Source organism: Sphingomonas sp. (assembly GCF_035998645.1).
Classification (GTDB): domain Bacteria; phylum Pseudomonadota; class Alphaproteobacteria; order Sphingomonadales; family Sphingomonadaceae; genus Sphingomonas.
The window spans coordinates 697,431-724,247 of sequence record NZ_DASYHL010000004.1; the positions used below are offsets into that span (position 1 = coordinate 697,431).

Sequence of the window (26,817 nt, forward strand, 5' to 3'; positions counted from 1 at the left end):
AATGTCCTATGTCCGCGCCGGGGCGGGGGGCGTAGGCGCCGATCATGGCCCAGAACCCCATCCGAGTCCGCCATCGCCTCCGGCCCCTGCTCACGCTTGCGTTGCTGCCGCTGTTGTCCGGCTGCGGGCTGATCGTCCTGGATCCTGCCGGTGAAGTCGCGCGGCAACAGGGCAATCTGGTGATGATCTCCACCGCGCTGATGCTGTTGATCATCGTGCCCGTGATGGCGCTGACGGTGTTCTTCGCGTTCAAGTATCGCGCGGCGAACAAGGATGCGGCCTATGATCCCGACTGGGACCATTCGACCCAGCTGGAGTTGGTGATCTGGGCCGCGCCGTTGTTGATCATCATCTGCCTTGGCGCGCTGACCTGGGTCGGCACGCATTTGCTCGACCCCTACCGCCCACTCGCCGCCGCTGAGGGGAAGGGGCCGGGTGCACCGGAAACCGACCGCGAAAAGCCGCTGGAGGTTCAGGTCGTTGCGCTCGACTGGAAATGGCTGTTCATCTACCCCGAACTGGGCATCGCGACGGTGAACGAGTTCGCCGCGCCAGTGGACCGCCCGATCCGCTTCCGCATCGCCTCATCCTCGGTGATGAACAGCTTCTACATCCCCGCGCTGGCTGGCCAGATCTATGCGATGCCGGGGATGGAGACCAAGCTGCACGGCATTTTCAACCAGCCCGGCAATTTCGTCGGCTTCTCCGCCAACTATTCGGGCGCGGGCTTCTCCAACATGCGCTTTGCCGCAAAGAGCATGGAGCGTGGCGCGTTCGACGCATGGGTGGCGCAGGTGAAGGGGACGGCAACGCCGCTCGACCGCGCGACCTATTTGAAGCTCGAACGCCCCAGCGAGAAGGAGCCGGTGCGCCGCTACGCGCAGGTCGAACCGAACCTGTTCGACCGCGTCGTCAACCTGTGCGTCGAGCCGGGCAAGATGTGCATGCACGACATGATGGCGATCGATGCCAAGGGCGGCCTTGGGCTGGCCGGCGCCTATAATGTCCGCGACCTGGCCTATGACAAGTTCGCCGCCCGCGGCAGCTTGCCGGCGCTGACCACGCGCTATGTCGCGGCAGTCTGCACCACGCCGATGGTCGCGGCGACTGCACCCGAACCCGCGCCGGTGGACAGCGCCCCGCTGACCGGCGCTGGCCTGTCGCGCGTCCGCCAGTCGGTGCCGCCGCCCGCGCGCACCGCCATGGCCGATATTCCCGTCCTTCCGGAAAGCTGAGTCAAGCCTGTGTCCGATCCCACCGCGCATCCCGTCCCGTCGGTCGATCCGATCTTCGGTCGTCTGTCGCTCGATTCGATCCCGCTGCACGAACCGATCCTGATCGCGACCTTTGCCGTGGTCGCGATCGGCGGCATTGCGGTGATCGCGCTGCTGACCAAATATCGCCTATGGGGTTATTTGTGGAAAGAGTGGTTCACCAGTGTGGATCACAAGAAGATCGGGATCATGTACATGATCCTGGGCCTGATCATGTTCCTGCGCGGCTTTGCCGATGCGATCATGATGCGGCTGCAGCAGGCGATGGCGTTCGGCGGGAACGAAGGCTATCTTAACGCGCATCACTACGACCAGATTTTCACCGCCCATGGCGTGATCATGATCTTCTTCGTGGCGATGCCGTTCATCACCGGCCTGATGAACTATGTCGTCCCGCTCCAGATCGGCGCGCGCGACGTCAGCTTCCCGTTCCTCAACAATTTCAGCTTCTGGATGACCGCATCGGGCGCTGCGCTGACGATGGTGTCGCTGTTCGTCGGCGAATATGCGCAGACCGGCTGGCTCGCCTATCCGCCGCTGTCGGGGATCAGTTACAGCCCCAGCGTTGGCGTCGACTATTATATCTGGTCGCTCCAGATTGCGGGTGTCGGGACAACATTGTCCGGCATCAACTTGATCGTCACCATCCTGAAGCTGCGCGCGCCGGGCATGGGCCTGATGAAGATGCCGGTGTTCACCTGGACGTCGCTGTGCGCGAACATCCTGATCGTCGCCAGCTTCCCGGTGTTGACCGCCGTGCTCGCGCTGCTCGGGCTCGATCGCTATGCTGGCACCAACTTCTTCACGAACGACTTCGGCGGATCGTCGATGATGTACGTGAACCTGATCTGGATCTGGGGCCACCCAGAGGTCTACATCCTGATCCTTCCGCTGTTCGGCGTCTTCAGCGAAGTGACCTCGACCTTCTCGGGCAAGCGGCTGTTTGGCTATACCTCGATGGTCTATGCGACGGTGGTCATCACCATCCTGTCCTACGTCGTGTGGCTCCACCACTTCTTCACCATGGGGTCGGGGGCGAGCGTCAACAGTTTCTTCGGCATCACCACGATGGTGATCTCGATCCCGACGGGTGCGAAGCTCTTCAACTGGTTGTTCACCATGTATCGTGGGCGCATCCGGTTCGAGCTGCCGATGATGTGGACGATCGCGTTCATGCTGACGTTCACGATCGGCGGCATGACTGGTGTGCTGCTGGCGGTGCCGCCGGCCGACTTCGTGCTGCACAACTCGCTGTTCCTGATCGCGCACTTCCACAATGTGATCATCGGCGGCGTGCTGTTCGGCCTGTTCGCGGCGATCAACTACTGGTGGCCGAAGGCGTTCGGGTTCAAGCTCGACAAGAAGTGGGGCCTGGTGTCCTTCTGGTGCTGGGTCGTGGGCTTTTGGCTTGCCTTCGCGCCGCTCTATGTCCTCGGCCTGATGGGCGTGACGCGGCGGATGCGGGTGTTCGATGACCCGTCCTACCAGATCTGGTTCATCATCGCCGGCATCGGCGCGGCAACGATCGCAGTCGGGATCTTCGCGATGCTCGTCCAGTTCGCGGTCAGCATCTGGAAGCGTGAGGAGCTGAAGGTTGAGGGCGACCCGTGGAACGGTCGCACGCTGGAATGGGCGACCAGCTCGCCCCCGCCGGAGTATAACTTCGCCTTCACCCCGCGCATCCACGACCTGGACGCCTGGTACGACATGAAGAAGCGCAATGCCGTGCGTCCGGTCGAAGGGTTCCGCGACATCCATATGCCGCGTCCGACCGGTGCCGGGATCATCCTGTCGGGCATCAGCCTGGTGATCGGCTTTGCGCTGGTGTGGCACATCTGGTGGCTTGCGATTGCGGCGTTCGTCGGGTTGCTCGCCACCGCGATCATCCACACCTTCAACTATGACCGCGACTTCCACATCCCGGCGGCGACCGTCACCGAGGTTGAGGACGCGCGCACTCGCCAGCTGGCCGCCGGAGCCGCCGCATGACCGCTATCACCGCCACCAAAGAACCGCCCGTCTTCTACGAGCTGGAGGAGCATCCGCACCCCGAAGGGCACAGCACGATGCTGGGCTTCTGGATCTATCTGATGAGCGACTGCCTCATTTTTGCGATCCTGTTCGCGTGCTACGCGGTGCTCGGCGGCAATTACGCCGCGGGGCCGGGGCCGAAGGATTTGTTCGACCTCACGCTGATCGCGCTCAACACCGCGATGCTGCTGTTCTCGTCGATCACCTATGGCTTCGCGATGCTGTCGATGCAGCTGGGCAAGGTTCGCGCGACCCAGAGCTGGCTCGCCGTCACCGGCGTGTTCGGCGCTGCGTTCCTCGCGATTGAGCTCTATGAGTTCGCGCACCTGATCCACCTCGGCGCGACGCCGCAGCGCAGTGCGTTCCTGTCGGCCTTTTTCACGCTGGTCGGCACCCACGGCCTGCACGTCACCTTCGGCCTGATCTGGCTGGTGACGCTGATGGTTCAGCTGGGGCGCAAGGGGCTGATCCCCGCCAATCAGCGTCGGGTCGCATGCCTTGGCATGTTCTGGCACTTCCTCGACGTCATCTGGATCGGCGTCTTCACCTTTGTCTATCTGATGGGGATGCTGCGATGAGCGCGCACCATGACGAGCATCACGCGGCTGCCGAGCTGCCGCACGCGACGCTGCGCGATTACGTAATCGGCTTCGTGCTGTCGGTGATTCTGACCGCGATCCCGTTCTGGCTGGTGATGACGATGCCGCTCAGCGCCGGGGTAACGGCTGCCGTCATCATGGGCTTTGCGGTGGTGCAGATCATCGTCCACATGGTCTATTTCCTGCACATGACGCCAAAGGCTGAAGGCGGCTGGTCGCTGACCTCGCTCGTCTTCACGATCATCGTGATCTTCATCATGCTTGCCGGATCGTTGTGGGTCATGCACCACCTCAACAGCAACATGATGCCGCAGCATATGGAGCAGCAGGTCCCGTGAAGCTCCGCCGCGCCGTTCCCGCGGCGCTGCTGCTGATGCTCGCCGCCGGGTTCGTGGCGCTGGGCATCTGGCAGGTCGAGCGGCGGGCGTGGAAGCACGCGCTGATCGACGCGGTCGAGGCGCGCAGCATCGCCGCGCCGGTTGCCGCCCCGGCACCGGATGTAGCGGTCAGCGCGGACGCGGACGCCTATCGCCGCGTGCGCGTCACTGGACGCTTCCTGCACGACCGCGAGACGCTGGTGCGTGCAGTCAGCGATCTGGGCAGTGGATATTGGGTGGTGACTCCGCTCGATACGGGTCGCTTCACGGTGCTGGTCAATCGCGGCTTTGTGCCGCCCGACCGGCGCGAGTCCGCAAGCCGCGCGGCGGGTAATGGGGCGGGGCAGGTGGCCGTCACCGGCCTGCTGCGCATCACCGAGCCGGAAGGCGGGTTCCTGCGCAGTAACGATCCGGCGGCGGGCAACTGGTACTCCCGCGATGTCGCCGCGATTGCCGCCGCGCGGGGCTTTAGCAACGCCGCGCCCTATTTCATCGATGCCGATGCTGCGCCCAATCCGGGCGGGTGGCCTAAAGGCGGGCTGACCGTGCTGCGCTTTTCCGACAATCATCTGGGGTACGCGCTGACTTGGTTCGCGCTGGCCTTGCTGTCGCTGGGCGCCATCTGGCTGGTGTTGCGCAAAGGGGCGGTTGCGCCCAACAAGGATTCGTGAACCGGCAGATCCTTGAGCCCGCCTTTCAGCCGGCGGATGCGGGGCGGCGCAACATGCTGCTGCTCACGCAATTGCGCTGGTTGGCGGTGGGCGGGCAGCTGGTGACGGTCGCCGTAGTGAACTTCGCGCTCGGCATCGACCTGCCGCTGACGCAGCTGCTGATGTCGACCGCCACACTCGCCGCGCTCAACATCGCCAGCCATGTGCTGATCGCCAGCGGCGCGCGCTTCAGCGACGGCGCATTGGCCGCCGCCCTGCTGTTCGATGTCGGCGCGCTGACGGTGCAGCTCAGCCTGTCAGGCGGGATCACCAACCCGTTCGCGGCGCTGTTCCTGCTCCACATCGTGCTCGGCGCGGTGCTGTTGCGACCGCATTATCCGTGGGCGATCGTGGCCGCAACGCTGATCGCGCTCGGCATCCTCGCGCTCGATCCGACGCCGTTGGTGCTGCCGCCCGATCTGCCGGTCGATCCGGTCAATTTGTACCTCGGCGGCGGCTTCGTCTGCTTCGTACTGATCGCGGTGTTGCTGGTGATCTTCATTGGCCAGATCAGCCGCAACCTGCGCACCCATGACGCCGCGCTCGCCGCAGTGCGCCAACGCGCGGCGGAGGAGGATCATATTGTCCGCATGGGCCTGCTCGCCTCTGGCGCGGCGCATGAGCTGGGGACGCCGCTGTCGCTGCTGTCGGTCGCGATCGGCGACTGGCGCGCGATGCCCCGGCTCAAGGACGACGCGGAGTTGCAGGAGGAACTGGCCGAGATGGACGGCGCGGTCCGCCGCTGCAAGGCGATCGTCAGCGGCATCCTGATGTCTGCCGGCGAGGCCCGCGGGGTGGCGCCCGAAGTGACCAGCGTGCGCCGCTTCCTGACCGAGATTGTCGCGGACTACCGCGCCAGCCTGCTCCCCGGAACACTCGATTTCGACGACCGCTTCGGCGCGGATGTCACCATCGTGTCCGACCCGGCGCTGCGCCAGGTAATCGGCAACGTGATCGACAATGCGATCGAGGTGTCGCCGGGCCGCGTCGCGCTGACGGTGCTGCGCGAGGGGGAGGCGCTGGTGCTCGACATCGCCGATCGCGGCACCGGCTTCGCGCCGGAAATCCTCGCCACCTTCGGCCAGCCCTATCGTTCGACCAAGGGCAAGCCGGGCGGCGGGCTCGGCCTGTTCCTGTTGGTCAACGTCCTGCGCAAGCTGGGCGGGGAGGCGAGCGCGGAGAACCGGCTGGACGGCGGCGCGCGGGTGCGGATCGTCCTGCCGATCGCGGCGCTGGCGATGGCGGCGCGGCGATGACCACGCGCCTGCTGATCATCGTCGAGGATGACGAGGCGTTTGCGCGGACGCTCAAACGCTCGTTCGAGCGGCGCGACTACACCGTGCTGTGGGCGGCGAACCATGACGAGCTGGCGGCGCTGCTCGCCAATCAGGCGCCGGATTTCGCGGTGGTGGATTTGAAGCTGGGCGGCGCATCGGGCTTGGCGTGCGTGCAGACGCTGCGGGCGAGCGATGCAGCAATGAAGATCGTCGTCCTCACCGGCTTCGCCAGCATCGCGACGGCGGTCGAGGCGATCAAGCTGGGCGCCAACCACTATCTCGCCAAGCCATCGAACACCGACGATATCGAGGCCGCGTTCGCGCGCGTCGACGGCGATGTCGATGCCCCGGTCGACGGCCGTACCTCATCGATCAAGACGGTCGAGTGGGAACATATTCATCAGACGTTGGTCGAAACCGACTTCAACATCTCCGAAGCCGCGCGGCGGCTGGGGATGCACCGCCGCACGCTGGCGCGGAAGCTGGAGAAGCGGCCGGTGCGGTAGGGGAGGGCCGCTTCCAGCGTGACGGCTTGAATTGAGTTACTAGCGGCCCCTCGTTTCTACCACGTGCGAACGAAGCGGTAGATCGCGTACGTGAGAAGGCCTGCGATGAAAATCGCGGCTATGCCGATGATGGTCTCCCTGCCCGCCACACTCATGCTGGACCAGAATACTGACATCATGCGTGAGGCGCCAGCGCCGAGCGCAGCACCCATGAAGTACAGCCACCACGGCCAGCGCTTGGCAGGCGGCATGTTCGATTGCTCGCTCATACGCGGAGGCTACGGTTGCGTTGCCGTGTCTGCAAGGGGATCGCTTCCAGCCAGACATTTTTACGCGTCTACGACCCAATCATCCTCCCCCGCCAGGGGGAGGTGGCAGCGTAGCTGACGGAGGGGGAGGACGGCGATGTGCTCAAGGTTCTTGCCGTTGTGCGTCCTCCCCCTCCGTCGCCTTCGGCGCCACCTCTCGCTGGCGGGGGAGGATAGATGGTCCTCTTGCCGTCAGCGCGCGGCAAAGGCATGGCGCGGGGCACGAGAGAGGAAATCCGATGCGCCTGCGTTCGCTGTTGTTCGTCCCCGGTGACCGGCCCGACCGGATGGAAAAGGCGCTGGCCAGCGGTGCCGATGCGCTGATCCTGGACCTTGAGGATTCGGTGACGCCGGAACGCAAGGCGGAGGCGCGCGCGGCGGTGGCGGCGTTCCTCGCCCGGCAGCATGACGGCCCCGCTTTGTGGGTCCGTATCAACCCGCTCGACAGCGGCATGACGCAGGACGACTTGGCCACGGCGCGCGGCGCGGACGGCATCGTGCTGCCAAAGTCCGCGAGCGGGCAGGATGTCGCCGCGCTCGACGCGATGCTCGCCGGCGTTGCCGCGCGCATCCTGCCGATCGCGACCGAAACGCCCGCCGCGATCTTTGGCCTGGGCAGCTATGCCGGTTGCTCGCCGCGCCTCGCCGGGATCACCTGGGGGGCGGAGGATTTGCCCGCCGCGATCGGCGCGCAATCCTCGCGCGAGGCGGACGGGCGCTATACCCCGCCCTATGAGATGATCCGCGGCCTGACGCTGTTCGGCGCGCACGCCGCCGGGGTCGCGCCGATCGAAACCGTCTATCCCGATTTCCGCGATGCCGAGGGGCTGGCGGCCTATTGCGCGCGCGCCATGCGCGACGGCTTTACCGGCATGATGGCGATCCACCCGGCGCAGGTGCCGGTGATCAACGCCGCCTTCACCCCGTCCGAGGCAGCGGTCGCGCATGCCCAGGCGGTCGTCGCCGCCTTTGCCGCCAATCCGGGCGCAGGGGCGCTGCAGCTCGACGGCAAGATGATCGACGCGCCGCACCTCAAAGCAGCGCAGGCGCTGCTCGCCCGTGCGGGAGCGGCATGACGCCAGACTTTCACCGCGACGATTTGGGTCGGCTGGAGCGGGCAGGGCGGCTGCGGTCGCTGAGCCCGTGCACGGGGCTGGACTTTGCATCGAACGACTATCTCGGGCTCGCCAATGACCAGCGGCTGCGCGACGCGGTGGCCGATGCCGTCGCGCGCGGCGTGGCGGTCGGGTCGGGCGGATCGCGGCTGCTGCGCGGCAACGATCCCGAGATTGCGGCGCTGGAGGCGGAAGCCGCCACCCTGTTCGGGGCGGAGGCGTGCCTCTATTTCGCCACCGGCTTTGCCGCCAATGTCGCGCTGCTCGCGACGCTGCCGCAGCCGGGCGACCTGATCGTCCATGACGCCATGATCCATGCGAGCATGCATGACGGCTTGCGCCTCGCCCGCGCTCCGGCGGTGGCGGCAGGGCATAATGATCCGCAGGCGGTGGACGATGCGATTCGGGCGTGGCGCGCGCAGGGCGGGACGGGCACGCCCTGGATCGCGTTCGAGACGCTCTATTCGATGGACGGCGACTGTGCCCCGGTCGCGGACTTCGCGGCGGTGGCGGCACGGCATGACGCCATGCTGTTGGTCGACGAGGCGCATGCCACTGGCGTGTGGGGCGCGCATGGGCGCGGGCTGGCTGAGGCGCTTGAGGGCGCGGCGAATGTCGTCGCGCTCCACACCTGCGGCAAGGCGCTGGGGTGTCAGGGCGCGCTGGTCACCGGCCCGCGCGTGCTGATCGATTTCCTGATCAACCGCGCGCGTCCGTTCATCTTTTCGACCGCACCATCCCCCTTGCTGGCCAGCGCGGTTCGCGCGGCGCTGCGCATCGTGGCGGACGAGCCGGAGCGGCGCGCGCGGCTCCACGCGCTGATCGCCCATGCCGAAACCGTGCTCGGCCCGCATGGCGTGACCGCGACGGGGACTCAGATTCTCCCGCTGATCATCGGCGACGACACGGCGACGATGGCGCGGGCAGCAGCGCTGCAGGCGCGGGGCTTCGACGTGCGCGGCATCCGCCCGCCGACGGTTGCGCCGGGGACCGCGCGGCTGCGCATCACGCTGACGCTCAACGTCACCCCGCAAGATATTGATTCACTGGCAGAGGCACTCCCATGATTGTCGTCACCGGCACCGATACTGGGGTGGGCAAGACCGTCGCGTCGGCGGCGCTCGCCTGGCGGCTGGGCGCGACGTACTGGAAACCGGTGCAGGCCGGGCGCGAGGAAGTGGAGAGCGACCGCGAGGCGGTCGCGCGGCTGGCCGGGGTGGATACGCTGCCCGAAGCCTATTTCCTCGAAACCCCCTGCTCGCCGCACCGCGCGGCCGAGATCGATGGGGTGACGATCGACCCCGCGCGCCTGACCCCGCCCGCGGGGCGGCTGGTGATCGAGGGGGCGGGGGGCGCGCTGGTGCCGGTGACCCGCGACCTGCTCTACGCCGATCTGTTCGCGCGCTGGGGGCTGCCGGTGGTGATCGTCGCCCGCACCGCGCTCGGCACGATCAACCATAGCCTGATGACGATCGAAGTGCTGCGCGGGCGCGGCGTGACTGTGGCGGGCATCCTGTTCTCGGGCGATGAAGTCTCCGACAGCCAAGCGACGATCTGCGCGATGGGGCGCGTCGCGTCGCTGGGTCGCCTGCCGCGCCTCGACCCGCTGACTCCGGACAGCTTGCGCGCGGCGGCGGCGCTGCTCGATCTCGGGCCGCTGGCATGACGTCACCCGTCTGGCATCCCTTCACCCAGCATGGCCTCAATGAGCCGGTGCCGCTGGTGACGCAGGCGGAGGGTGCGATCCTGCACACCGCCGATGGCCGCCGCGTGATCGACGCCATCTCGTCCTGGTGGGTGACGACGCACGGCCATTGCCATCGGCGCATCATGGCGGCGATCCGCGCGCAGGCGGAAAAGCTCGATCAGCTGATCTTCGCCGGCTGGACGCATGAACCCGCCGAGACGCTGGCGCGCGAGCTGGTGGCGATGATGCCGCCCGCGCTGACCAAAGTGTTCTTCTCCGACAGCGGATCGACCAGTGTCGAGGTCGCGCTGAAAATGGCGCTCGGCCATTTTGCCAATCGCGGCGAGGATCGCCACCGCATCGTCGTGATGCAGGGCAGCTATCATGGCGACACGATCGGCGGCATGTCGGTCGGGGCGCGCGGCGTGTTCAACAAAAGTTACGCGCCGTTGCTGTTCGATGTCGACGTCATCCCCTTCCCGGAGCCGGGCGCCGAGCAGGCGACGCTCGACGCGCTGGAGGCATGCTGTCGCGCGCGACCGGCCGCGCTGATCGTCGAGCCGCTGATCCTCGGCGCGGGGGGCATGCTGATCTATCCGGCGCACGTGCTGCGCGCGATGCGGGAGATGTGCGCGGCACATGGCGTGCTGTTCATCGCGGATGAGGTGATGACCGGCTGGGGCCGCACGGGCACGCTGCTGGCGTGCGAACAGGCGGGCGTGGTCCCTGACCTGCTGTGCCTGTCCAAGGGGCTGACCGGCGGGTCGCTGCCGCTCGCCGTCACGCTGGCAACCGAAAAGATTTTCGCCTCGCACCTGTCGGATGACCGGTCGCGGATGTTCTTCCACTCGTCCAGCTACACCGCCAATCCGATCGCCTGCGCTGCCGCCGTCGCCAATCTTGCGATCTGGCGGGAAGAGCCGGTGCTGGAGCGGGTCGCAGACCTCGCACGGCGTCAGGCGGAATTGTCCGCGCCGCTCGCCGGAAAAGTCAGCAATCTCCGCCAGATCGGCACGATCGTCGCGATGGAGTTCGAGCAGACGGCGGGTAGCTATATGTCCACGCTCGGCCCGCGCCTGATGACGTTCTTCCGCGACCGCGATGTGCTGCTCCGCCCGCTCGGCAACAGCGTTTATGTGATGCCGCCTTATTGCATTTCGGATGACGATCTGGCGCGAGTTTACGGGGTGATCGGGGAGGCAGTGGACGGCCTTTAGGCCGCCCGCAGATCCGCCAAGAACCCCTGAACCGCCGAGTCCAGCGCCCCGGCCTCCGCCTGAAGCCGTTCCGCGAGGCACCCCATCTCCTGCGCACTTTGCGTCGCCGATCCCGCAGTGCCGCCGATCGCATCGACATCGTCGGCGATCATCGCCCCCGCGCTGACCGTCTCCTCCACCGTCATCGCGATCAGGCGGGTCGTGTCGCGCTGGGTCGCTACCGCATCTTCGACCGTGTCGCACAGCCGCGCCATCGCCGCGATGGCGCGTTCGACCTCGCCATGGCCGTCCGCGACTTGAGCGATGCCGGTACATAGTTCGGCGACATGGGTGGTTATGCGCCCGGCGGCGTGCCCCGCCTGGGTCGCCAGTGCCTTGACCTCGTTGGCAACCACGGTGAAGCCCCGTCCGGCCTCACCTGCGCGGGCCGCCTCAATCGTCGCATTGAGCGCCAGCAGGTTCACCTGTCCCGCAATTTCGCCGATCAGTGCGATCACCGCATCGATCGACTGGGCCGACCGCATCAGCTGACGCATCCGCGCGCCGCCTTCGCCGACCAGCCCCACGGCGTTTTCCGCAGCCGCCTTGGCGCGGGTCGTATCTGCGTTGATCGCGGCGAAGGCTTCGGCGAGCATCCGTCCGCGATCGGCGATCCCGGTCATGCTGAGGCTGGTCTGCGCCGCCGCCGATGCGACCGCGGCAGCGCGGTCGCCGGTTTCCGCCGCGCGTGATGCGGTGGCGGTGGCGTTCCCGCCGATCCGTTGCGACAGGCTGGCGAGCGTGCGCGCGAGTGACCCGACCTGCTGTTCGAACCGCGCCGATGCCGCCTCGATCCGTGCCGATCGCTGGAGCTGTCCGCGGGCATGGGTCAGTTCGCGCTCGACCGCGAGGCTGACGATCCGCCGGTTGGCGACCACCGCGAACAGCCGCCCGCGATGCGTCAGGATCATGCCTTCCTGCCCGCTGGCGGCGCGATAGGCGTCCAGCACTGCGCCGATATCCTGATCCACCTCAGCCTCCGGACAGGGGCGGATATGCGCGGCGATTGCGCTTCCATAGGCCGGGTTGCGCATCAGCGCATGGCCGAACGGGTTGAGCAGCAGCCGCCGCACATCCTTTTCAAACAGCGCCCCGATCGCGCGGTGGCTGGCATCGACCACGGGCAGCAGGCGTAGCTCCATATTCGCCTGAAACATCTCCGTCGCGGTGAACAGCGTGTCGTGCTCGCGCAGGAACGGCGGATTGCGCTCGACCGTCGACAGCCACTCGCGCGTCGTCGTGGAAGGGGCAGGGGCGGGATCGGCGAGCGCGAACATGGCGCTGGTGATAGGGAGCAGAGGGTAAATGCCGTGTTAGCCGGGCGTGACACTTCCGTGACAAATGGCAGTTTTCTGCGGCTTTTCGACTAGCCAACAAGTTCGGAGCGATGCACGGCAACCAGCGCCCCGAGCCAGTCGGTAAACGCAGCGACCGGCGCGAAGTGTCGCGTCTCCTCATGCGTGACCAGCCAGAAGCTCCGGCGGATCGCGATGTCGGGCAATACCCGCTCCAGACTTGGGTCGGCATCGCCGACGAAACAGGGCAGCACCGCGATTCCCGCACCGGCCTCGGTCATCCGGTGCTGCGCATTGATGCTCGACGAGCGCAGCTGCGGTGCGGGGGCGCCGGGGATTTCGTCGAGATAGCGCAGCTCGGGCGCGTAGAGGATGTCGGGCACATAGCCGATCAGCCGGTGGTCGCGCAGTTGCTCGGCGCTGGCCGGGGTGCCGTGTGCGGCGAGGTAGGTACGCGAGGCGTAGAGGCGCAGGCCGTAATCGGCGAGCTTGCGGGTCAGCAGTGGGCCTCTCCGCGGCCGGGCCAGCAGGACCGCGACATCGGTCTCACGCCGCGTCGGATTGAGGAAGCCGCTGCTCGCCACCAGATCGACCGACAGGCCGGGATGCGCGTCGGCGAGCGTGCCGAGATGGCGGCTGACGAACCAGCTGCCGAAGCCCTCCGACACGCTGACCCGCACCGTGCCCCGCACCGGCCCGCCAGCCTCGCGCTCGCCGATCGCAGCCGCAGCACGCTCCATCGCGCGAGCATGGGTCAGCAGCCGCTCGCCCGCCGGGGTCAGCGCCTGGCCATCCGGCCCCTGTTCGAACAAGCGCTCGCCGACCGCCTGTTCGAGGCGGCGCAGGCGGCGGCCGGCGGTGGTGGCGTCGATCTGCAGGGTCTGCGCGGCCTTCGCCAGTTGGCCGGTTCGGGCAATCGCGAGGAAGATCGGAAGGTCGCTCCAGTCCATCACTTGCAAATATGCAGCTATGCCCTGCATGTCGATGGGTTGCCGGTACGCGCCGCGCAGGTGCATCCTGCTCCACAAATAGGAGAGGCCCGACCCATGCGCGAGATCACCCATTTCATCGGCGGCGCGGCACATGCCGGCACGGGGACCCGCCGGTCGGACGTGTTCGATCCCAATAGCGGGGCGGTGCAGGCGCAGGTGGCGCTCGGCAGCCCCGCCGATCTCGAAACCGCGATGCAGAAGGCGCTCGCTGCCCAGATCGGCTGGGCCGCGACCAATCCCCAGCGGCGCGCGCGCGTGATGTTCGCGTTCAAGGCGCTGGTCGAAAAGCATATGGACGAGCTGGCGCACCTGCTGTCGTCCGAGCACGGCAAGGTGATCGCGGATTCCAAGGGCGATATCCAGCGGGGCCTCGAGGTCATCGAATTCGCCTGCGGCATCCCTCATGTGCTGAAGGGCGAATACACCCAAGGCGCCGGCCCCGGCATCGACGTCTATTCGATGCGCCAGCCGCTCGGCGTGGTTGCGGGCATCACCCCGTTCAACTTCCCGGCGATGATCCCGATGTGGATGTTTGGCGTCGCCATCGCGTGCGGCAACGCCTTCATCCTCAAGCCAAGCGAGCGCGATCCCAGCGTGCCGGTGCGTCTGGCCGAACTGATGCAGGAAGCGGGCCTGCCCGATGGCGTGCTTCAGGTGGTGCAGGGCGACAAGGAGATGGTCGACGCGATTCTCGACCACCCTGAGATCAAGGCGGTGAGCTTCGTCGGCTCGTCCGACATCGCGCATTATGTCTATCGCCGCGGCGTCGAGGCCGGGAAGCGCGTCCAGGCGATGGGCGGTGCGAAGAACCACGGCATCGTGATGCCCGACGCGGACCTCGATCAGGTCGTCAACGATCTTGCCGGTGCCGCCTTCGGCTCGGCGGGGGAGCGCTGCATGGCGCTGCCGGTGGTGGTGCCGGTGGGCGAGAATACCGCGATCGCGCTGCGCGAAAAGCTGTTGCCCGCGATCGAAGCGCTGCGCATCGGTGTCTCGACCGATGCCGAGGCGCATTACGGCCCGGTCGTCACCGCCGCGCACAAGGCGAAGATCGAAAGCTACATTCAGATGGGCGTCGATGAGGGCGCGGAACTGGTGGTCGATGGCCGCGGCTTCACGCTGCAGGGGCATGGGGCCGGCTTCTTCGTCGGCCCGACCCTGTTCGACCGCGTGACGCCGCAGATGCGCTCCTATCAGGAAGAAATTTTCGGCCCCGTCCTCCAGATGGTCCGCGCCGACAATTTCGAGGAAGCGCTGCGCCTGCCGAGCGATCACCAGTACGGCAATGGCGTCGCGATCTTCACCCGCAACGGCCACGCCGCGCGCGAATTTGCGGCGCGCGTGAATGTCGGCATGGTCGGGATCAACGTGCCGATCCCGGTCCCGGTCGCCTACCACTCCTTCGGGGGATGGAAGCGCAGCGCGTTCGGCGACACCAACCAGCACGGCATGGAGGGGGTCAAGTTCTTCACCAAGGTGAAGACGATCACCCAGCGCTGGCCCGATGGCGGAGTCGGCGACGCCGCCAACGCCTTCGTCATTCCCACCATGGGGTGACGCGAATGGGTGGCGCCGGTCGTTTATTCGCGGTGATCATGCTATCGCCCGGTCCCGGCCAACTGCAGGGAGCGAGCGTCCAATGAAGATCGTCGCGGCGTTGCTCGCCGCTATGCTTGTCGCGCTCCCCGCCGCCGCGCAAAAGCGGATTGCGCTCAGCTTTGACGATGCGCCGCGCGGGGCCGGGGCGTTCCTCGATCCCGACGACCGCGCAAAGAAGCTCACCGCCGCGTTGAAGCGGGCTGGCGTCAAACAGGCGGTGTTCTTCGTGAACCCCGGCAATGTCGGCCAGCCCGGCCATGGCGACGGCGTCGCCAATCTCGACCGCTATGTGAAGGCGGGCCATGTCCTCGCCAATCACAGTTGGTCGCACCCAAAGCTCGGCAGCACTGACGCGGACGCCTATCTCGCCGATCTCGACCGCGCCGAAGCATGGCTCAAGCCGCGCCCCGGTTACCGCCCGTGGTTCCGCTTCCCGTTCCTCGATGAGGGCGGGCGAGACAAGGTCAAACGCGACGCGATCCGTGCTGGCCTCAAGGCGCGCGGGCTGATCAACGGATACGTCACCGCCGAATCGTCAGACTGGAACATCGAAAGCCTGACCATTGCTGCGAAACAGGCCGGCAAGACGATCGACATGCAGGCGCTGCGCGACCTCTATGTTGAAAGTCATGTCGAGGCGGCGGAATTCTACGAAGGACTCGCGCTGAAAACGCTGGGCCGCTCCCCCGCCCACGTCATGCTGCTCCACGAAACCGACATTGCGGCTTTGCTTATCGGCGATCTGGTCAAGGCGCTGAAGGCCAAAGGCTGGACCATTGTCACCGCCGACGAGGCCTATGCCGACCCGCTCCGCGACGCCGCCCCCGACACGTCGCATGCCCAAGGCACGTTGATCGAGGCGCTGGCATGGGAAAAGGGCCTGCCCGCGCCGCGCTGGTATGACCGCAACGACCTGCGCATCGCCAATCCGCTGTTTGCGCAGCGCGTGCTGGGGGAGGGACAGTGAGCGCGCTACATCGGTTCCTGCCGCCCGCGCATCACGTCCTCGACCGCGCGCTGTTGCGGCGATCCGTAGCGCGGCGCTTGATCCCGCACGGTGCAGGTCGAGCTTTGCTCGCACACGCCGGCGGCAAAGGTGTTGAGCCCTTCTGCCGAGGTGCAGGCAGCGGCGAGCAGCAACGGTGCGGCGAGCAACAAACGAAGTTTCATGTGACGACCCCCTAAAGACGCCATCCGGATCGCACGCCTCGACCCGGCGTTCCTCCGACAGGATCAGACAGAGAGAATGATGGACCAGCAATTCGACCTGACCGAAGACCAGCGCGCGATCCAGGAGATGGCGCAGCGCTTCACCGCCGACGCGATCACCCCGCATGCGGCGGAATGGGACGAAAAACACATCTTCCCGCGTGAGACGGTGAAGGCCGCCGCCGAACTCGGTTTCGGCGCGATCTATGTCAGCGAGGAGAGCGGCGGGATCGGCCTGGGCCGGCTCGAAGCGGCGCTGATCATGGAGGCGATGGCTTATGGCTGCCCCGCGACCAGCGCGTTCATTTCGATCCACAATATGGCCGCGTGGATGATCGATCGCTTCGGCGCGCAGGCGGTGAAGGACAAGTATCTCGCCCAGCTCGTCACCGCCGACTGGCTGGCGAGCTATTGCCTGACCGAGCCGTCCTCGGGCTCCGACGCCGCCGCGCTCAAGACGACCGCGAAGCGGGACGGGGACTTCTACATCGTCAACGGATCGAAACAGTTCATCTCCGGCGCGGGCGAGAATGAACTGTATGTCACGATGGTCCGCACCGGCGTGGACGGTCCGAAGGGCATTTCCTGTCTCGCGATCGAAAAGGACATGCCGGGCGTCAGCTTCGGCGCAAATGAGCGCAAGCTCGGCTGGCACGCGCAGCCGACGCGGCAAGTGATGTTCGACAATGTCCGCGTGCCGGTCGAAAACATGATCGGCGGCGAGGGCGAGGGGTTCCGCATCGCGATGATGGGCCTCGACGGCGGCCGCCTCAACATCGGCGCCTGCTCGCTCGGCGGAGCGCAGCGCTGCCTCGATGAGGCAATTGTCTATACAAAAGACCGCAAGCAGTTCGGCACTGCCGTGGCGGAGTTCCAGAACACCCAGTTCATGCTCGCCGACATGGCGACCGAGCTGGAGGCGGCCCGCGCGTTGCTCTACCTCGCCGCTGCCAAGGTCACGGCCAACGCGCCCGACAAGACCAAGTTCGCCGCGATGGCCAAGCGCTTTGCTACCGACACCGGATCGAGCGTCGTTGATCGCGCGCTGCAGCTGCATGGCGGCTATGGCTATCTGATGGACTATCCGATCGAACGCTTCTGGCGCGACCTGCGCGTCCATTCGATCTTGGAAGGCACCAATCAGGTGATGCGGATGATCGTCGGACGGGAGCTGACCCGCCAGTGACCGATCCAGCAAATGACGACGTCCTGATCTCCGTCGAGGGGAAGGTCGGCCGCATCCGGCTCAACCGGCCCAAGGCCATTCATGCGCTCAACACCGGCATGTGCCGGGCGATCCTCGACGCGCTGACGACGTGGCGCAGCGATATGTCGGTCGAGGCGGTGATGATCGACCATGTCGAGGGCCGCGGCTTTTGCGCGGGCGGGGACATCCGCATGCTCGCCACCAGCGGCGCGGATGATGGTGCGGCGGCGCGGGAGTTCTTCCGCATCGAATATCAGATGAACCATGCGCTGTTCACCTTCGCCAAGCCGATCGTGGCGTTCATGGACGGGATCACGATGGGCGGCGGCGTCGGGCTGAGCCAGCCCGCGAAGTACTGCGTCGCGACCGAGAATACCAAGTTCGCGATGCCGGAGACGGGGATCGGCCTGTTCCCCGATGTCGGCGGCGGCTGGTATCTGTCGCGGCTACCAGGACGTAACGGGCAGTATCTGGCCGTGACCGGCCATCGGATCGACGGTGCGGAATGTGTCGGCCTTGGTTTGGCCAGTCACTACCTTCCTTCCATTCTGCTTGAGACCGCCAAGACTCTCATTGTCGCTGATCCGCAACGGATCGAGGCAACGCTCGATGAGTTTGCTGAGCGCCAACCGGAGGGCGCGCTATTGGCGCACCGTGAGGAGATTGACGACCTCTTCGCGTCTGACCGGCTGGAGGATATCATCGCCGCGCTTGAGGCCGATGGCGGCGAATGGGCGCAGACGCAACTTGCGACAATCCGCTCCAAATCCCCCCAATCGATGAAGGTCAGCCTCAAGCTGCTGCTCGACGGCGCGACCATGCCGACCTTCGAGGACGAGATGCGGCAGGAGTTCGCGGTCGCCACCCGCGTCGTGCAGCGGCATGACTTCATCGAAGGCGTGCGCGCGCTGATCATCGACAAGGACAACCACCCGCGCTGGGACCCCGCCACGCCCGAGGAGGTGAGCGACCATCTGATCGACCAGATCTTCGCGCCGCTTCCCGAGGCTGAGGCGTGGACGCCCGCATAGGAGAAGACATGACCTACAACACCATCCTCGTCGAACAGCGTGGCGCGGTTACGCTGGTGACGCTCAACCGCCCGCAGGCGCTCAACGCGCTCAACAGCGAAGCGCTGGCCGACCTGCTCGCCGCCTTCGCCGCGTTCGACGCCGACCCGTCACAGGGCTGCGCGGTGCTGACCGGCAGCGAAAGGGCGTTCGCAGCCGGGGCCGACATCAAGGAGATGCAGGCGCAGGGCTTTGCCGACATGTACGGCCATAACTTCTTCGCTGGCTGGGACCAGTTCACCCGCACGCGCAAGCCGATCATCGCCGCCGTCTCCGGCTTTGCGCTCGGCGGCGGGTGCGAACTGGCAATGATGTGCGACTTCATCCTCGCCGCCGACACCGCCAAGTTCGGCCAGCCCGAGATCAAGCTCGCGGTTGCTCCCGGAATGGGCGGATCGCAGCGCCTGACCCGCGCGGTGGGCAAGGCCAAGGCGATGGAAATGTGCCTGACCGGCCGCATGATGGACGCCGACGAGGCGGAGCGCGCTGGCCTCGTCAGCCGCATCGTCCCCGCCGCCGAACTGCTGGACGAAGCGCTCAAGACCGCCGCCACGATCGCGTCGATGGCGCCGTTGGCGGTGCTGGCGAACAAGGAAATGGTCAACGCCGCGTTCGAAACCGGTCTGGCGCAGGGCGTCCAGTTCGAACGCCGCCTGTTCCACGGCCTGTTCGGCAGCGCCGATCAGAAGGAAGGCATGGCCGCGTTTGTCGAGAAGCGTCCGGGGAATTGGACTGGGAAGTAGCGACATGCACGGTGTCTTCGAACTTTGGATGCAACTGGCGGGGGGCGCGGCAATCCTGTCGATCCTGCTGGTCGCAATGACCCGACGTCCGCCCATGGCAGTTGCGGCCTCCATGTTGGCGGTGGTGTTCCTATCGGCGGCGTGGCTGGCCCTTCCGGCGGGTGCCGCCGCCTTGGGCATCGGGCTTTACGCTGTCGCCCTTGCCGCAGTGCCGACAGTGATCACGGCGCTCGTCGGCAGCAAGCTGAGAAGGAAGTAACTCATGGCCCGCGTAGGATTTATCGGTCTCGGTAATATGGGCGGCGGGATGGCCGCGAACTTGGCGAAGGCGGGGCATGACGTCCGCGCCTATGACCTCAGCGAAGAGGCGCTCGCCCGCGCCAAGGCCGCCGGCTGCCTGCCCGTCGCGAGCGCGGCGGAGGCGGCGGATGGTGCCGAGGCGGTCATCACCATGCTTCCCGCCGGCAAGCATGTCGAACAGGTCTATGCCGACAGCGTGTTCGGTGCGGCGGACACCGGTGCGATCCTGATCGATTGCTCGACCATCGACGTCGATACCGCGCGCCGCGTCGCCGATGCCGCGGCGATCAAGGGGCTGATGGCGGTCGATGCGCCGGTCTCGGGCGGCATCGCGGCGGCGGCTGGCGGCACGCTCACCTTCATGGTCGGCGGCAGCGACGCCGCGTTCGAACGCGCCGAACTGTTCTTGTCCGACATGGGCAAGGCGGTGATCCATGCCGGCGGCAATGGCGCAGGGCAGGCGGCGAAGATCTGCAACAACATGCTGCTCGGCGCGACGATGGTCGCGACCTGCGAGGCGTTTCTGCTCGCGCGCAAGCTCGGGCTCGATCCGCAGACGTTCTTCGACATCAGCTCGGTCTCGTCGGGGCAGAGCTGGTCGATGACCAGCTATGCGCCTTTGCCTGGCGTCGGCCCCAAATCGCCCGCCGACAATGACTATCAGGGCGGCTTTGCGGTCGGGCTGATGCTCAAGGATCTCAAGCTGGCGATGGAGGCGGCGGAGACGGTCCATGCCGATACGCCGATGGGCGCGCGCGCCGCCGAGCTTTACGGCAAGTTCGCGGATGCTGGCCATGCTGGCATGGACTTTTCGGGCATCATCCGGATGCTGGAGGACCGCGCGGACGGTTGAGTGCGGGTCGGGGCGGAGCGTGGCGCCGGTTGCCAGCAGGGGGGAAGTCAACCGATCGCCACGATCCTGATCCGATATAGAGGGCCGTGGCTTGCGCCGGTCCTTTGCGCGTCGATTATTGCGTCAGGCGGATCAGCGTGTTGGCGTTGTAGAATACGCCATTGACCTGGAACGTCATGCCCGACGCGTCCTGCGCCACTTCCTTGACCAGGCCGCGTGCGGAGATCGACACCGGGATGCCCGCCCCGGTCGCATCCTTGGCGGTAATCTCGAGCTTGTAGGCGCCATCCGGCGCGCGCGTGCCGTTGTCGAGCGTGCCATCCCAGACCAGATCGCCCTGCGATTCGGTCAGGTTGATCGTGTGGACGGTCGCGCCCGAGGCGTTCTTGATCGTCGCGACCACGGTATCGGCCGGGCGCGTGGTGGCATAGGTCCATTGCGCCGGGCTGGTGGCGGTCAGCCCCGCCTGATCGCTGCCAAAGCTCGCCACCTTGCCGACCACCGATGCCGCCCCGACGAGATTGTCGGAGGTCAGCGCGGTCAGGATTGATTTGAGCGAGGCATTCTGCTGGATCGATTGTTCGATCTGCGAAAACTGGACCAGCTGCTGGGTATATTCCGACGTATCCATCGGATCGAGCGGGTCCTGGTTCTGCATCTGCGTGGTCAGCAGCTTCAGGAACATCGTTGAGTCGGTGGCGAGCTTGCCCAGCGCGCCACTGGCATTGCTGTTGGTCGCGCTAGTGGCTGCGGTGGCGGCGTCGACGGCCATGATCGGTTCCTTCAGGCGACGAGATCGACCCGGCCCGAGCTGCGGACCTGGACGGGGGTGGGGATGGACTGCGCCGTCGCGGCGTCGTCATCGGGCAGATAGGCGCGGCTGGCGATGCGGCGGCCCTGCTGCGCCTGCTGGTCGCTCTGGCCAAAGCCACGGCTGTCGAAGCGCAGGCTCTGGTCGTCGGCGCGGAAGCCGGCATCGTTGAGCGCCCGGGTGAGGTTATCGGAGTCACGGCGCAGCAAGTCGAGCGTGGCGGGTTGGTCCGCGGTCACTTCCGCGCTCAGCTGGCGCGCCTCGTCCATGCGCAGCCGTACCTCGATCTTGCCAAGCTCGGCGGGGTCGAGGCGGATGACGAGCACATCGCCCGCTCCGCTATCGGCATGGCGGACGATCGCGAGGCCCACGTCCTCACCGATTGCGCTGGCGCGGGCACGTGGCTCGGCAGCGGGGTCGCCAGCCGCGCGCGCGGCGTCAGGCGCTGCTGCGCTGGCGAGCGGGTCGAAGGCGGGGATCGGCCCTGTGGAGGTCGGGGTCGGCGCGGGTGCCGACTGCTGCGGAGCCGATTGGCGGTTGCCATCGCGGTTCATGCCGTCGCTCGCCGTATCGCTGCTGGTACGCAGGGCGTCGGTTTCGGGCGCGGAGTCGGTCGTGACAAGGTTATCGAATGCGCCGTCATCGACCGGAGCATCGGACGCGATGTCGGCGGGAGCGGACTCAGCTGGGCGTGCCGTTTCGGTGACACGCGGAGCGATTGGCGCGGGTGCTGCGGACGCCACGGCTTGGGGCTGGGTCGGTGCCGGGCTGACGGGGGCCGGAGCCGGGGTCAAAGGGATTGGCGGTGCGGTCGCGATGGGCGGAGCGATCGGCGCGGGTGCGGCCTCGCCATTCGCTGTTGTCAGCGGATCGGCGACGGCTTCCGTCAGCGCTGGCGCGACATCGACCGACAGGACATCGACCGGCGCGACATCGGCCGACACGACATCGACTGGCGCCGCGATCGGTGCTGCATCGACGGGAGCAATCGGCGCCTCCGGCGCGAGCTCGACCGGCTTGCGCGGACCATCGACGACGGTCACGCTGCCTTCTGTAACGACTGGCACAGTCTTGGGCTCGCTGAACTTGCGCACCGGTTCGACGATCGTCACCGACCCACCTTCGGGTCCAGTGGTGGGCGCGGGCTCGGCGGGCTTGAACATCGGCGCGACGACCGTCAGCGCCGGACCTTCCGGCACGGGCTCCACCGATTTGTCGGGACCGTCCACAATGGTCACGTTGCCGCCATCGCCGTCTGGCGTCGGAACGGGCTTAACCAACGGCGCGGGCTTGTCGGGGCCATCGACCACCGTCACGGTGATTTTATCCGTGACCGGCGGCAGAGGGGCGGACTTGCGGGGCTCCTCGAGGACGGTGACAGTCTCGCCCTCGGTTCCCGGCACAGGAGCCGGGGTCTTGGTGAGTGTCGCCACGGGAGCCGGCGCGGGCGGCGCAACGACGGTCAGGACCGGCACGCTCACCGGCTCGGGGATGGCGTCGGACAGCGATTCCGTCGCATCGGCAATGCCGACCAGTTCGGGAAGCGCGGTCTCGACCGGCTGAATGGCTTTGCCACCAGTCAGGCCCAGCAACGGCTCTGCGGTCGGCGGGATCAGGCTGACCGTAACTGGGGCAATGCCGGACATCGTCCCGCCTGCGGGACCTTGCGTCACCGGCGTCGCGCCCATGCCCAGCATCGCGGCAAAGCCCGGCTGTCCCTGCGGGCCCGCAGCTGCGCTTTGGGTCGATCCACCGCCCGTCGAAACGGAAGCGGAAAAGGGCAGGAGGTTCGGCACCATAGGCGATTCATAGAGGTGCGGGGCGCTGTCCGGTCGCATCGCTTAACCAATCGTCCCGAGCGCGCGCACCCGGGCGCGGGCGTGGATCTCGTTCTGCGACAACACCACGGTCGCCGGACGCACTCGCTCGATTACGCTGCGCACGAACGGGCGGATCGTCGGATTGGTCAGCAGGCAGGGGATTTCGCCGCTGTTCGCCATCCGGTCATAGGTATCGCGCACCGCGGCGATGAAGCCCTGAAGCATCGACGGCGGCATCGCGAGGTGGCGCTCGTCGCCCTGGCCCATGATGTTCTCGGCGAACGCGGCGTCCCATTCGGGCGACAGGGTCAGGATCGGGATCGATCCCTCGCGCGACTGGGTTGCCGAGATCTGCCGGGCGAGGCGTGCGCGGACATGTTCGGTGATCTGGGTCAGGTTGGTGGTGATCGGCGCCGCTTCCGCGATCCCCTCCAGGATCGTCGGCACGTCGCGGATCGACACGCCTTCGCCGAGCAGGTTCTGCAGAATGCGCTGCACGCCCGAGATCGAGATGCGCGACGGGATGATCTCCGCGACCAGCTTGGACGAGTCGGTGTGCACCTCGTTCAACAGCTTCTGCACCTCGGTGTAGCTCAGCATGTCGGCGATGTTGTCCTTGACCAGTTCGGTCAGGTGCGTGGTGATGATCGTGCCGGCATCGACGACGGTCAGACCACGGAAACCCGCTTCCTCGCGCAGCTCACGGTCGATCCACAGGGCCGGCAGGTTGAACACCGGCTCGCGCGTCGGTTCGCCCGGAATACCTGCGGGGCCGTCGCCCGGATTGATGACCAGAAGGCGATCGAGCCGGATGTCGCCGCGCGCCGCTTCGGTCTCCTTGATGTAGATGACGTACTGGTTCGCCTGCAGACCCATATTGTCGATGATGCGGACCGAGGGGAGGACGAAGCCGTACTCGGTCGCCATCTGGCGGCGAAGCGCGCGGACCTGATCGTCCAGGCGCGGCTCGCGCGCGGCGTCGTTGATGATCGGGAGCAGGCCATAGCCGATCTCGATGCGCACCGCGTCGATCGCGAGCGTGCGCGAGATCGGCTCTTCGACCACTGCGGCGGCCTGTGCCTCTTCGACCTGTGCCATCCGCTCGGCGATGGCCTCGCGCTGCTTGGTCTTTTTCGAAAGATACCAGCCGGCATAGCCGGTGCCGGCTGCGAACAGTGCGAACGGCAGGAACGGCAGGCCGGGCACCAGTGCGAGCGCGCCCAGCAGCACGGCGGACATGCCGAACGCCTGCGGATAACGGCCCAGCTGCTCGCCCAGTGCCGCGCCGGTCTTGCCCGCCTGTGTGCCCTTCGACACCATCAGGCCGGCGGCGATCGAGATCACCAGCGCTGGAACCTGGCTGACCAGACCCTCGCCGACGGTCAGCAGCGTATAGGTGTGGAACGCCTCGCCGAACGGAACGCCATGGATGGCGACGCCGATGATCAGGCCGACGATCACGTTGATCGCGGTGATCAGCAGCGCGGCGATCGCGTCGCCCTTCACGAACTTGGACGCACCGTCCATCGCGCCGAAAAAGCCGCTTTCGGCCTCAACCTCGGTGCGGCGCGCGCGCGCCTGTTCTTCGGTAATCATGCCCGCCGACAGGTCGGCGTCGATCGCCATCTGCTTCCCCGGCATCGCGTCGAGGCTGAAGCGTGCGGCGACTTCGGCGATGCGGCCTGCACCCTTGGTGATGACGACGAAGTTGATGACGATCAGGATCGCGAAGATGGTGATGCCGATCACCGGCTCGCCGCCGATCAGGAAATCACCGAACGCCGCGATCACGCCACCCGCCGCGTGCGCGCCCTCATGCCCATGCGCCAGGATCAGGCGCGTCGAGGCGATGTTGAGACCAAGCCGCAGCATCGTCGTGATCAGCAGGATCGTCGGAAATGCCGCCAGCTGCAGCGGCTTTTCGATAAACAAGGCGGTCATCAGGATCATCACCGACAAGGTGATCGACAGGACGAGGCCAAGATCGAGCATCCAGCCGGGCATCGGCAGCACCAGCGTGCCGATGATCGCCAGCACGCCGATCGCGAGCGCGATGTCGCGGCCATTGCCGAGACGAGCGAGGAAGCCGTTGAGTCCGTTCATGGAAGTGGCTCCGCGTCAGGTAACCGGGACGACAGCAATGCCGGCCTCGACAAAGGCCTTGAGCTTGTTGCGCATCGTGCGGACAGAAATGCCCAGGATCTGCGAGGCCGAGGTGCGGTTGCCCTGGCATCGCTCCAGCGTCTCGAGGATCAGCTGGCGCTCGACCTCCTCGACCGTCTGACCGACGAGCGAGGCGATCAGCGGCTTGCCGGCCACCGGAGCGGGCGGAGCGAGCCGCGACCCGTCGGCGAGCACGATCGCCTCCGGCCCGATATAGCCGTCGGGCGACAGCAGCACCGCGCGGTGCATCGCATCCTGCAGCTCTGCGACATTGCCCGGCCACTCATAGCTGGTCAGCAGCGTCTCGGTCGCCGGGTCGATCAGCGGCGAGGGGAGGCACTGCATCGCGGCAAAGCGCGCGGCAAAGGTCGCGGCGAGCAGACGGATGTCGCCGCCGCGCGCGCGCAGCGGCGGCAGCGCGACGGTTGCGAGCGCAAAGCGGGCGAGCAGGTCGCTGCGGAACTGCCCGGCATCGACCAGCGCGGCGAGATCGCGACGGGTGCTGGCGATGACATTGGGCGCGCCGGGCGCACCCATCGCCTTGAGCACGCGCAGCTGGACCGCGGCGGGCAGCCGATCAATGTCGCGCAGGAACAAGGTGCCGCCGCTTGCGGTGGCAAAGGCACCGCGACGACCGGCCAGCGCACCTTCGAACGCGCCAGCTTCATGACCGAACAATTCGGACTCGAGCACTTCTGCGGCGACGCCGGTGCATTCGATGGTGACGAAGCCATTGCGGCCCGATGCGGCATGGGTCGCGTGTGCGACGCGCTCCTTGCCGGTACCGCGCTCGCCGCTGATCAGGATCGGGGCATGTGCCGGTGCCATCGCGCGCGCGAAGTCGAGCGCGCGCAGCCAGGCAGGGTCCTCACCGACGATCGGCGCGAAATCGGCCTGCGCCATCTGCGCAATCGCCGCCGCGATCAGCTCGCGGTCGGGGGGCAGGGGGATATAGTCACGGGCGCCGGCGCGGATCGCGGCGACCGCACGCTCGGCCGGGGCATCGATGCCACAGGCGAGCACCGGCACCGCGAACCGCTCGGCGATCAGCGCGCGCATAAAGGTCGGCACGTCGCTATCGACATCGATCATCACCAGTCCCGCGCCAGCGTCGCGCAGATGCACGAGCGCCTCGTCCGGAGTCTCGGCGACCATCACCTCGGCGCCCAGGCTGCGCGCCATCCGCGCGGCCTCGCCGAACGGGCCGCTGCTGGCGCCGACGATCATCAGGCGAAGCTGCATGATCAGCCTTCCTGGCGCACGATTTCGGTCAGCGTCACGCCGAGCGCATGGTCGACCAGCATCACTTCGCCACGGGCGACCAGCCGGTTGTTGACATAGACATCGACCGGCTCGCCGACGCGGCGATCGAGTTCGAGCACCATGCCCGACTTCATCCGGATCAGTTCACCGACCGGCACGCGGGCGCGGCCCAGCACGGCCTGGACGCGGACCGGCACCTCGTTGACGGCCGATAGCGATCCGGCGCTTCCGGCATCGCTGGCGGGGCCGTCGATGCCGAATTCCTCAAACGACGGCGGCGTATCGGTCTCGATCATCGCGCCGCTTTCCGGGCTCTGGATCGGTTCGCCGGTATCGGACATCGGGGTCTCCA

27 protein-coding genes are annotated in these 26,817 nt (G+C 66.8%); 18 read left to right on the forward strand and 9 right to left on the reverse strand.

From position 1 onward, the window contains the following. Positions 1-44 precede the first annotated feature (44 nt). From cyoA to VGN66_RS12735, 7 genes are read left to right on the forward strand one after another with little or no spacing between them, the layout of a single operon-like run. Entirely contained in the window at positions 45-1,235 is a 1,191-nt protein-coding gene (gene cyoA / locus VGN66_RS12705; RefSeq protein WP_327519176.1) for a ubiquinol oxidase subunit II, read from the forward strand. Positions 1,236-1,244: 9 nt separating this feature from the next. Then, positions 1,245-3,263, forward strand: a complete 2,019-nt coding sequence (gene cyoB, locus VGN66_RS12710; RefSeq protein ID WP_327519177.1) for a cytochrome o ubiquinol oxidase subunit I — start codon at positions 1,245-1,247, stop codon at positions 3,261-3,263. Continuing rightward, the gene (cyoC, locus tag VGN66_RS12715) at positions 3,260-3,883 is read left to right on the forward strand and encodes a cytochrome o ubiquinol oxidase subunit III (protein ID WP_327519178.1); all 624 of its coding nucleotides are present in this window, start codon (positions 3,260-3,262) and stop codon (positions 3,881-3,883) included. Before cyoB ends, cyoC begins: the two co-directional genes overlap by 4 nt. Then, complete coding sequence (gene cyoD, locus VGN66_RS12720; RefSeq protein ID WP_327519179.1) at positions 3,880-4,242, forward strand: cytochrome o ubiquinol oxidase subunit IV; 363 nt, start codon at positions 3,880-3,882, stop codon at positions 4,240-4,242. Before cyoC ends, cyoD begins: the two co-directional genes overlap by 4 nt. Before the next feature lie 35 nt (positions 4,243-4,277). Further along, the gene (locus tag VGN66_RS12725) at positions 4,278-4,952 is read left to right on the forward strand and encodes an SURF1 family protein (protein WP_327519383.1); all 675 of its coding nucleotides are present in this window, start codon (positions 4,278-4,280) and stop codon (positions 4,950-4,952) included. A gap of 53 nt (positions 4,953-5,005) precedes the next feature. Beyond that, positions 5,006-6,247: an ATP-binding protein gene (locus VGN66_RS12730; RefSeq protein ID WP_414713215.1), complete on the forward strand. Its 1,242-nt coding sequence runs from the start codon at positions 5,006-5,008 to the stop codon at positions 6,245-6,247. After that, positions 6,244-6,774 carry a response regulator transcription factor gene (locus VGN66_RS12735; RefSeq protein ID WP_327519181.1) on the forward strand — a complete coding sequence of 177 codons (531 nt, stop codon included), beginning with the start codon at positions 6,244-6,246 and terminating at the stop codon, positions 6,772-6,774. The genes VGN66_RS12730 and VGN66_RS12735 overlap by 4 nt, the downstream gene beginning before the upstream one ends. A 56-nt stretch (positions 6,775-6,830) precedes the next feature. Here VGN66_RS12735 and VGN66_RS12740 read toward each other — a convergent pair whose 3' ends face one another. Beyond that, positions 6,831-7,043: a hypothetical protein gene (locus VGN66_RS12740; protein ID WP_327519182.1), complete on the reverse strand. Its 213-nt coding sequence runs from the start codon at positions 7,041-7,043 to the stop codon at positions 6,831-6,833. Positions 7,044-7,321: 278 nt separating this feature from the next. Between VGN66_RS12740 and VGN66_RS12745 the strand changes: the two genes are divergently transcribed. Genes VGN66_RS12745 through VGN66_RS12760 form a run of 4 tightly spaced genes read left to right on the forward strand, consistent with a single transcriptional unit; the run spans position 7,322 to position 11,101 of the window. Beyond that, positions 7,322-8,158, forward strand: a complete 837-nt coding sequence (locus VGN66_RS12745) for a CoA ester lyase (protein WP_327519183.1) — start codon at positions 7,322-7,324, stop codon at positions 8,156-8,158. Further along, the gene (locus VGN66_RS12750; protein ID WP_327519184.1) at positions 8,155-9,264 is read left to right on the forward strand and encodes an 8-amino-7-oxononanoate synthase; all 1,110 of its coding nucleotides are present in this window, start codon (positions 8,155-8,157) and stop codon (positions 9,262-9,264) included. The genes VGN66_RS12745 and VGN66_RS12750 overlap by 4 nt, the downstream gene beginning before the upstream one ends. After that, complete coding sequence (gene bioD, locus VGN66_RS12755; RefSeq protein ID WP_327519185.1) at positions 9,261-9,863, forward strand: dethiobiotin synthase; 603 nt, start codon at positions 9,261-9,263, stop codon at positions 9,861-9,863. The genes VGN66_RS12750 and bioD overlap by 4 nt, the downstream gene beginning before the upstream one ends. Beyond that, positions 9,860-11,101, forward strand: coding sequence for an adenosylmethionine--8-amino-7-oxononanoate transaminase (locus VGN66_RS12760; protein WP_327519186.1), 1,242 nt, complete (start codon positions 9,860-9,862; stop codon positions 11,099-11,101). Before bioD ends, VGN66_RS12760 begins: the two co-directional genes overlap by 4 nt. Here the strand turns inward: VGN66_RS12760 and VGN66_RS12765 are convergent. Then, positions 11,098-12,417 (reverse strand): methyl-accepting chemotaxis protein, encoded by a 1,320-nt coding sequence (locus tag VGN66_RS12765; protein ID WP_327519187.1) that lies wholly within the window; start codon positions 12,415-12,417, stop codon positions 11,098-11,100. The two genes, VGN66_RS12760 and VGN66_RS12765, sit on opposite strands and share 4 nt — an antisense overlap. Positions 12,418-12,506: 89 nt before the next feature. Beyond that, the gene (locus VGN66_RS12770; RefSeq protein WP_327519188.1) at positions 12,507-13,385 is read right to left on the reverse strand and encodes a LysR family transcriptional regulator; all 879 of its coding nucleotides are present in this window, start codon (positions 13,383-13,385) and stop codon (positions 12,507-12,509) included. Between the two features lie 96 nt (positions 13,386-13,481). Between VGN66_RS12770 and VGN66_RS12775 the strand changes: the two genes are divergently transcribed. Both VGN66_RS12775 and VGN66_RS12780 read left to right on the forward strand, forming a co-directional pair. Beyond that, positions 13,482-14,984 carry a CoA-acylating methylmalonate-semialdehyde dehydrogenase gene (locus tag VGN66_RS12775; protein ID WP_327519189.1) on the forward strand — a complete coding sequence of 501 codons (1,503 nt, stop codon included), beginning with the start codon at positions 13,482-13,484 and terminating at the stop codon, positions 14,982-14,984. An 82-nt stretch (positions 14,985-15,066) separates the two neighbouring features. After that, on the forward strand, positions 15,067-15,993 hold the full coding sequence (locus tag VGN66_RS12780; RefSeq protein WP_327519190.1) for a polysaccharide deacetylase family protein: 927 nt from the start codon (positions 15,067-15,069) through the stop codon (positions 15,991-15,993). A 5-nt stretch (positions 15,994-15,998) separates the two neighbouring features. On the opposite strand, the gene VGN66_RS12785 is transcribed toward VGN66_RS12780, so the two are convergent. Continuing rightward, entirely contained in the window at positions 15,999-16,196 is a 198-nt protein-coding gene (locus VGN66_RS12785; RefSeq protein ID WP_327519191.1) for a hypothetical protein, read from the reverse strand. 79 nt (positions 16,197-16,275) lie between these two features. On the opposite strand from VGN66_RS12785, the gene VGN66_RS12790 reads away from it, so the two are divergent. Genes VGN66_RS12790 through mmsB form a run of 5 tightly spaced genes read left to right on the forward strand, consistent with a single transcriptional unit; the run spans position 16,276 to position 20,408 of the window. Further along, positions 16,276-17,421: an acyl-CoA dehydrogenase family protein gene (locus VGN66_RS12790; protein WP_327519192.1), complete on the forward strand. Its 1,146-nt coding sequence runs from the start codon at positions 16,276-16,278 to the stop codon at positions 17,419-17,421. Beyond that, positions 17,418-18,473, forward strand: a complete 1,056-nt coding sequence (locus tag VGN66_RS12795; RefSeq protein ID WP_327519193.1) for an enoyl-CoA hydratase/isomerase family protein — start codon at positions 17,418-17,420, stop codon at positions 18,471-18,473. The genes VGN66_RS12790 and VGN66_RS12795 overlap by 4 nt, the downstream gene beginning before the upstream one ends. 8 nt (positions 18,474-18,481) lie before the next feature. Then, positions 18,482-19,255 (forward strand): enoyl-CoA hydratase, encoded by a 774-nt coding sequence (locus VGN66_RS12800; RefSeq protein ID WP_327519194.1) that lies wholly within the window; start codon positions 18,482-18,484, stop codon positions 19,253-19,255. Between the two features lie 4 nt (positions 19,256-19,259). Then, complete coding sequence (locus tag VGN66_RS12805) at positions 19,260-19,514, forward strand: hypothetical protein (RefSeq protein ID WP_327519195.1); 255 nt, start codon at positions 19,260-19,262, stop codon at positions 19,512-19,514. A gap of 3 nt (positions 19,515-19,517) precedes the next feature. Next, the gene (gene mmsB / locus VGN66_RS12810) at positions 19,518-20,408 is read left to right on the forward strand and encodes a 3-hydroxyisobutyrate dehydrogenase (protein ID WP_327519196.1); all 891 of its coding nucleotides are present in this window, start codon (positions 19,518-19,520) and stop codon (positions 20,406-20,408) included. A gap of 115 nt (positions 20,409-20,523) precedes the next feature. Here mmsB and VGN66_RS12815 read toward each other — a convergent pair whose 3' ends face one another. The 5 genes from VGN66_RS12815 to fliN are packed head-to-tail and all read right to left on the reverse strand — an operon-like array spanning position 20,524 to position 26,806. Next, complete coding sequence (locus VGN66_RS12815) at positions 20,524-21,180, reverse strand: flagellar hook assembly protein FlgD (RefSeq protein ID WP_327519197.1); 657 nt, start codon at positions 21,178-21,180, stop codon at positions 20,524-20,526. 11 nt (positions 21,181-21,191) lie between these two features. Then, on the reverse strand, positions 21,192-23,018 hold the full coding sequence (locus VGN66_RS12820) for a flagellar hook-length control protein FliK (RefSeq protein WP_327519198.1): 1,827 nt from the start codon (positions 23,016-23,018) through the stop codon (positions 21,192-21,194). Positions 23,019-23,060: 42 nt separating this feature from the next. Beyond that, a complete protein-coding gene (flhA, locus tag VGN66_RS12825) occupies positions 23,061-25,142 on the reverse strand; it encodes a flagellar biosynthesis protein FlhA (protein ID WP_327519199.1) in 2,082 nt (693 codons plus the stop codon). Between the two features lie 15 nt (positions 25,143-25,157). After that, positions 25,158-26,444 carry a sigma-54 dependent transcriptional regulator gene (locus VGN66_RS12830; RefSeq protein WP_327519200.1) on the reverse strand — a complete coding sequence of 429 codons (1,287 nt, stop codon included), beginning with the start codon at positions 26,442-26,444 and terminating at the stop codon, positions 25,158-25,160. A 2-nt stretch (positions 26,445-26,446) separates the two neighbouring features. After that, positions 26,447-26,806 (reverse strand): flagellar motor switch protein FliN, encoded by a 360-nt coding sequence (fliN, locus tag VGN66_RS12835; protein WP_327519201.1) that lies wholly within the window; start codon positions 26,804-26,806, stop codon positions 26,447-26,449. Positions 26,807-26,817: the final 11 nt, after the last annotated feature.

Coding starts and splice junctions, on each gene's coding strand:
- VGN66_RS12745 (WP_327519183.1), top strand. CDS start 7,322: ATGCGCCTGCGTTCGCTGTTGTTCGTCCCCGGTGACCGGCCCGACCGG.
- VGN66_RS12805 (WP_327519195.1), top strand. CDS start 19,260: ATGCACGGTGTCTTCGAACTTTGGATGCAACTGGCGGGGGGCGCGGCA.
- VGN66_RS12800 (WP_327519194.1), top strand. CDS start 18,482: ATGACCTACAACACCATCCTCGTCGAACAGCGTGGCGCGGTTACGCTG.
- VGN66_RS12765 (WP_327519187.1), bottom strand. CDS start 12,417: ATGTTCGCGCTCGCCGATCCCGCCCCTGCCCCTTCCACGACGACGCGC.
- VGN66_RS12750 (WP_327519184.1), top strand. CDS start 8,155: ATGACGCCAGACTTTCACCGCGACGATTTGGGTCGGCTGGAGCGGGCA.
- fliN (WP_327519201.1), bottom strand. CDS start 26,806: ATGTCCGATACCGGCGAACCGATCCAGAGCCCGGAAAGCGGCGCGATG.
- VGN66_RS12820 (WP_327519198.1), bottom strand. CDS start 23,018: ATGGTGCCGAACCTCCTGCCCTTTTCCGCTTCCGTTTCGACGGGCGGT.
- VGN66_RS12740 (WP_327519182.1), bottom strand. CDS start 7,043: ATGAGCGAGCAATCGAACATGCCGCCTGCCAAGCGCTGGCCGTGGTGG.
- VGN66_RS12815 (WP_327519197.1), bottom strand. CDS start 21,180: ATGGCCGTCGACGCCGCCACCGCAGCCACTAGCGCGACCAACAGCAAT.
- VGN66_RS12780 (WP_327519190.1), top strand. CDS start 15,067: ATGAAGATCGTCGCGGCGTTGCTCGCCGCTATGCTTGTCGCGCTCCCC.
- VGN66_RS12770 (WP_327519188.1), bottom strand. CDS start 13,385: ATGGACTGGAGCGACCTTCCGATCTTCCTCGCGATTGCCCGAACCGGC.
- VGN66_RS12785 (WP_327519191.1), bottom strand. CDS start 16,196: ATGAAACTTCGTTTGTTGCTCGCCGCACCGTTGCTGCTCGCCGCTGCC.
- VGN66_RS12760 (WP_327519186.1), top strand. CDS start 9,860: ATGACGTCACCCGTCTGGCATCCCTTCACCCAGCATGGCCTCAATGAG.
- bioD (WP_327519185.1), top strand. CDS start 9,261: ATGATTGTCGTCACCGGCACCGATACTGGGGTGGGCAAGACCGTCGCG.
- VGN66_RS12790 (WP_327519192.1), top strand. CDS start 16,276: ATGGACCAGCAATTCGACCTGACCGAAGACCAGCGCGCGATCCAGGAG.
- flhA (WP_327519199.1), bottom strand. CDS start 25,142: ATGAACGGACTCAACGGCTTCCTCGCTCGTCTCGGCAATGGCCGCGAC.
- VGN66_RS12830 (WP_327519200.1), bottom strand. CDS start 26,444: ATGCAGCTTCGCCTGATGATCGTCGGCGCCAGCAGCGGCCCGTTCGGC.
- cyoA (WP_327519176.1), top strand. CDS start 45: ATGGCCCAGAACCCCATCCGAGTCCGCCATCGCCTCCGGCCCCTGCTC.
- VGN66_RS12775 (WP_327519189.1), top strand. CDS start 13,482: ATGCGCGAGATCACCCATTTCATCGGCGGCGCGGCACATGCCGGCACG.
- cyoC (WP_327519178.1), top strand. CDS start 3,260: ATGACCGCTATCACCGCCACCAAAGAACCGCCCGTCTTCTACGAGCTG.
- VGN66_RS12725 (WP_327519383.1), top strand. CDS start 4,278: ATGCTCGCCGCCGGGTTCGTGGCGCTGGGCATCTGGCAGGTCGAGCGG.
- VGN66_RS12735 (WP_327519181.1), top strand. CDS start 6,244: ATGACCACGCGCCTGCTGATCATCGTCGAGGATGACGAGGCGTTTGCG.
- VGN66_RS12730 (WP_414713215.1), top strand. CDS start 5,006: ATGCTGCTGCTCACGCAATTGCGCTGGTTGGCGGTGGGCGGGCAGCTG.
- mmsB (WP_327519196.1), top strand. CDS start 19,518: ATGGCCCGCGTAGGATTTATCGGTCTCGGTAATATGGGCGGCGGGATG.
- cyoD (WP_327519179.1), top strand. CDS start 3,880: ATGAGCGCGCACCATGACGAGCATCACGCGGCTGCCGAGCTGCCGCAC.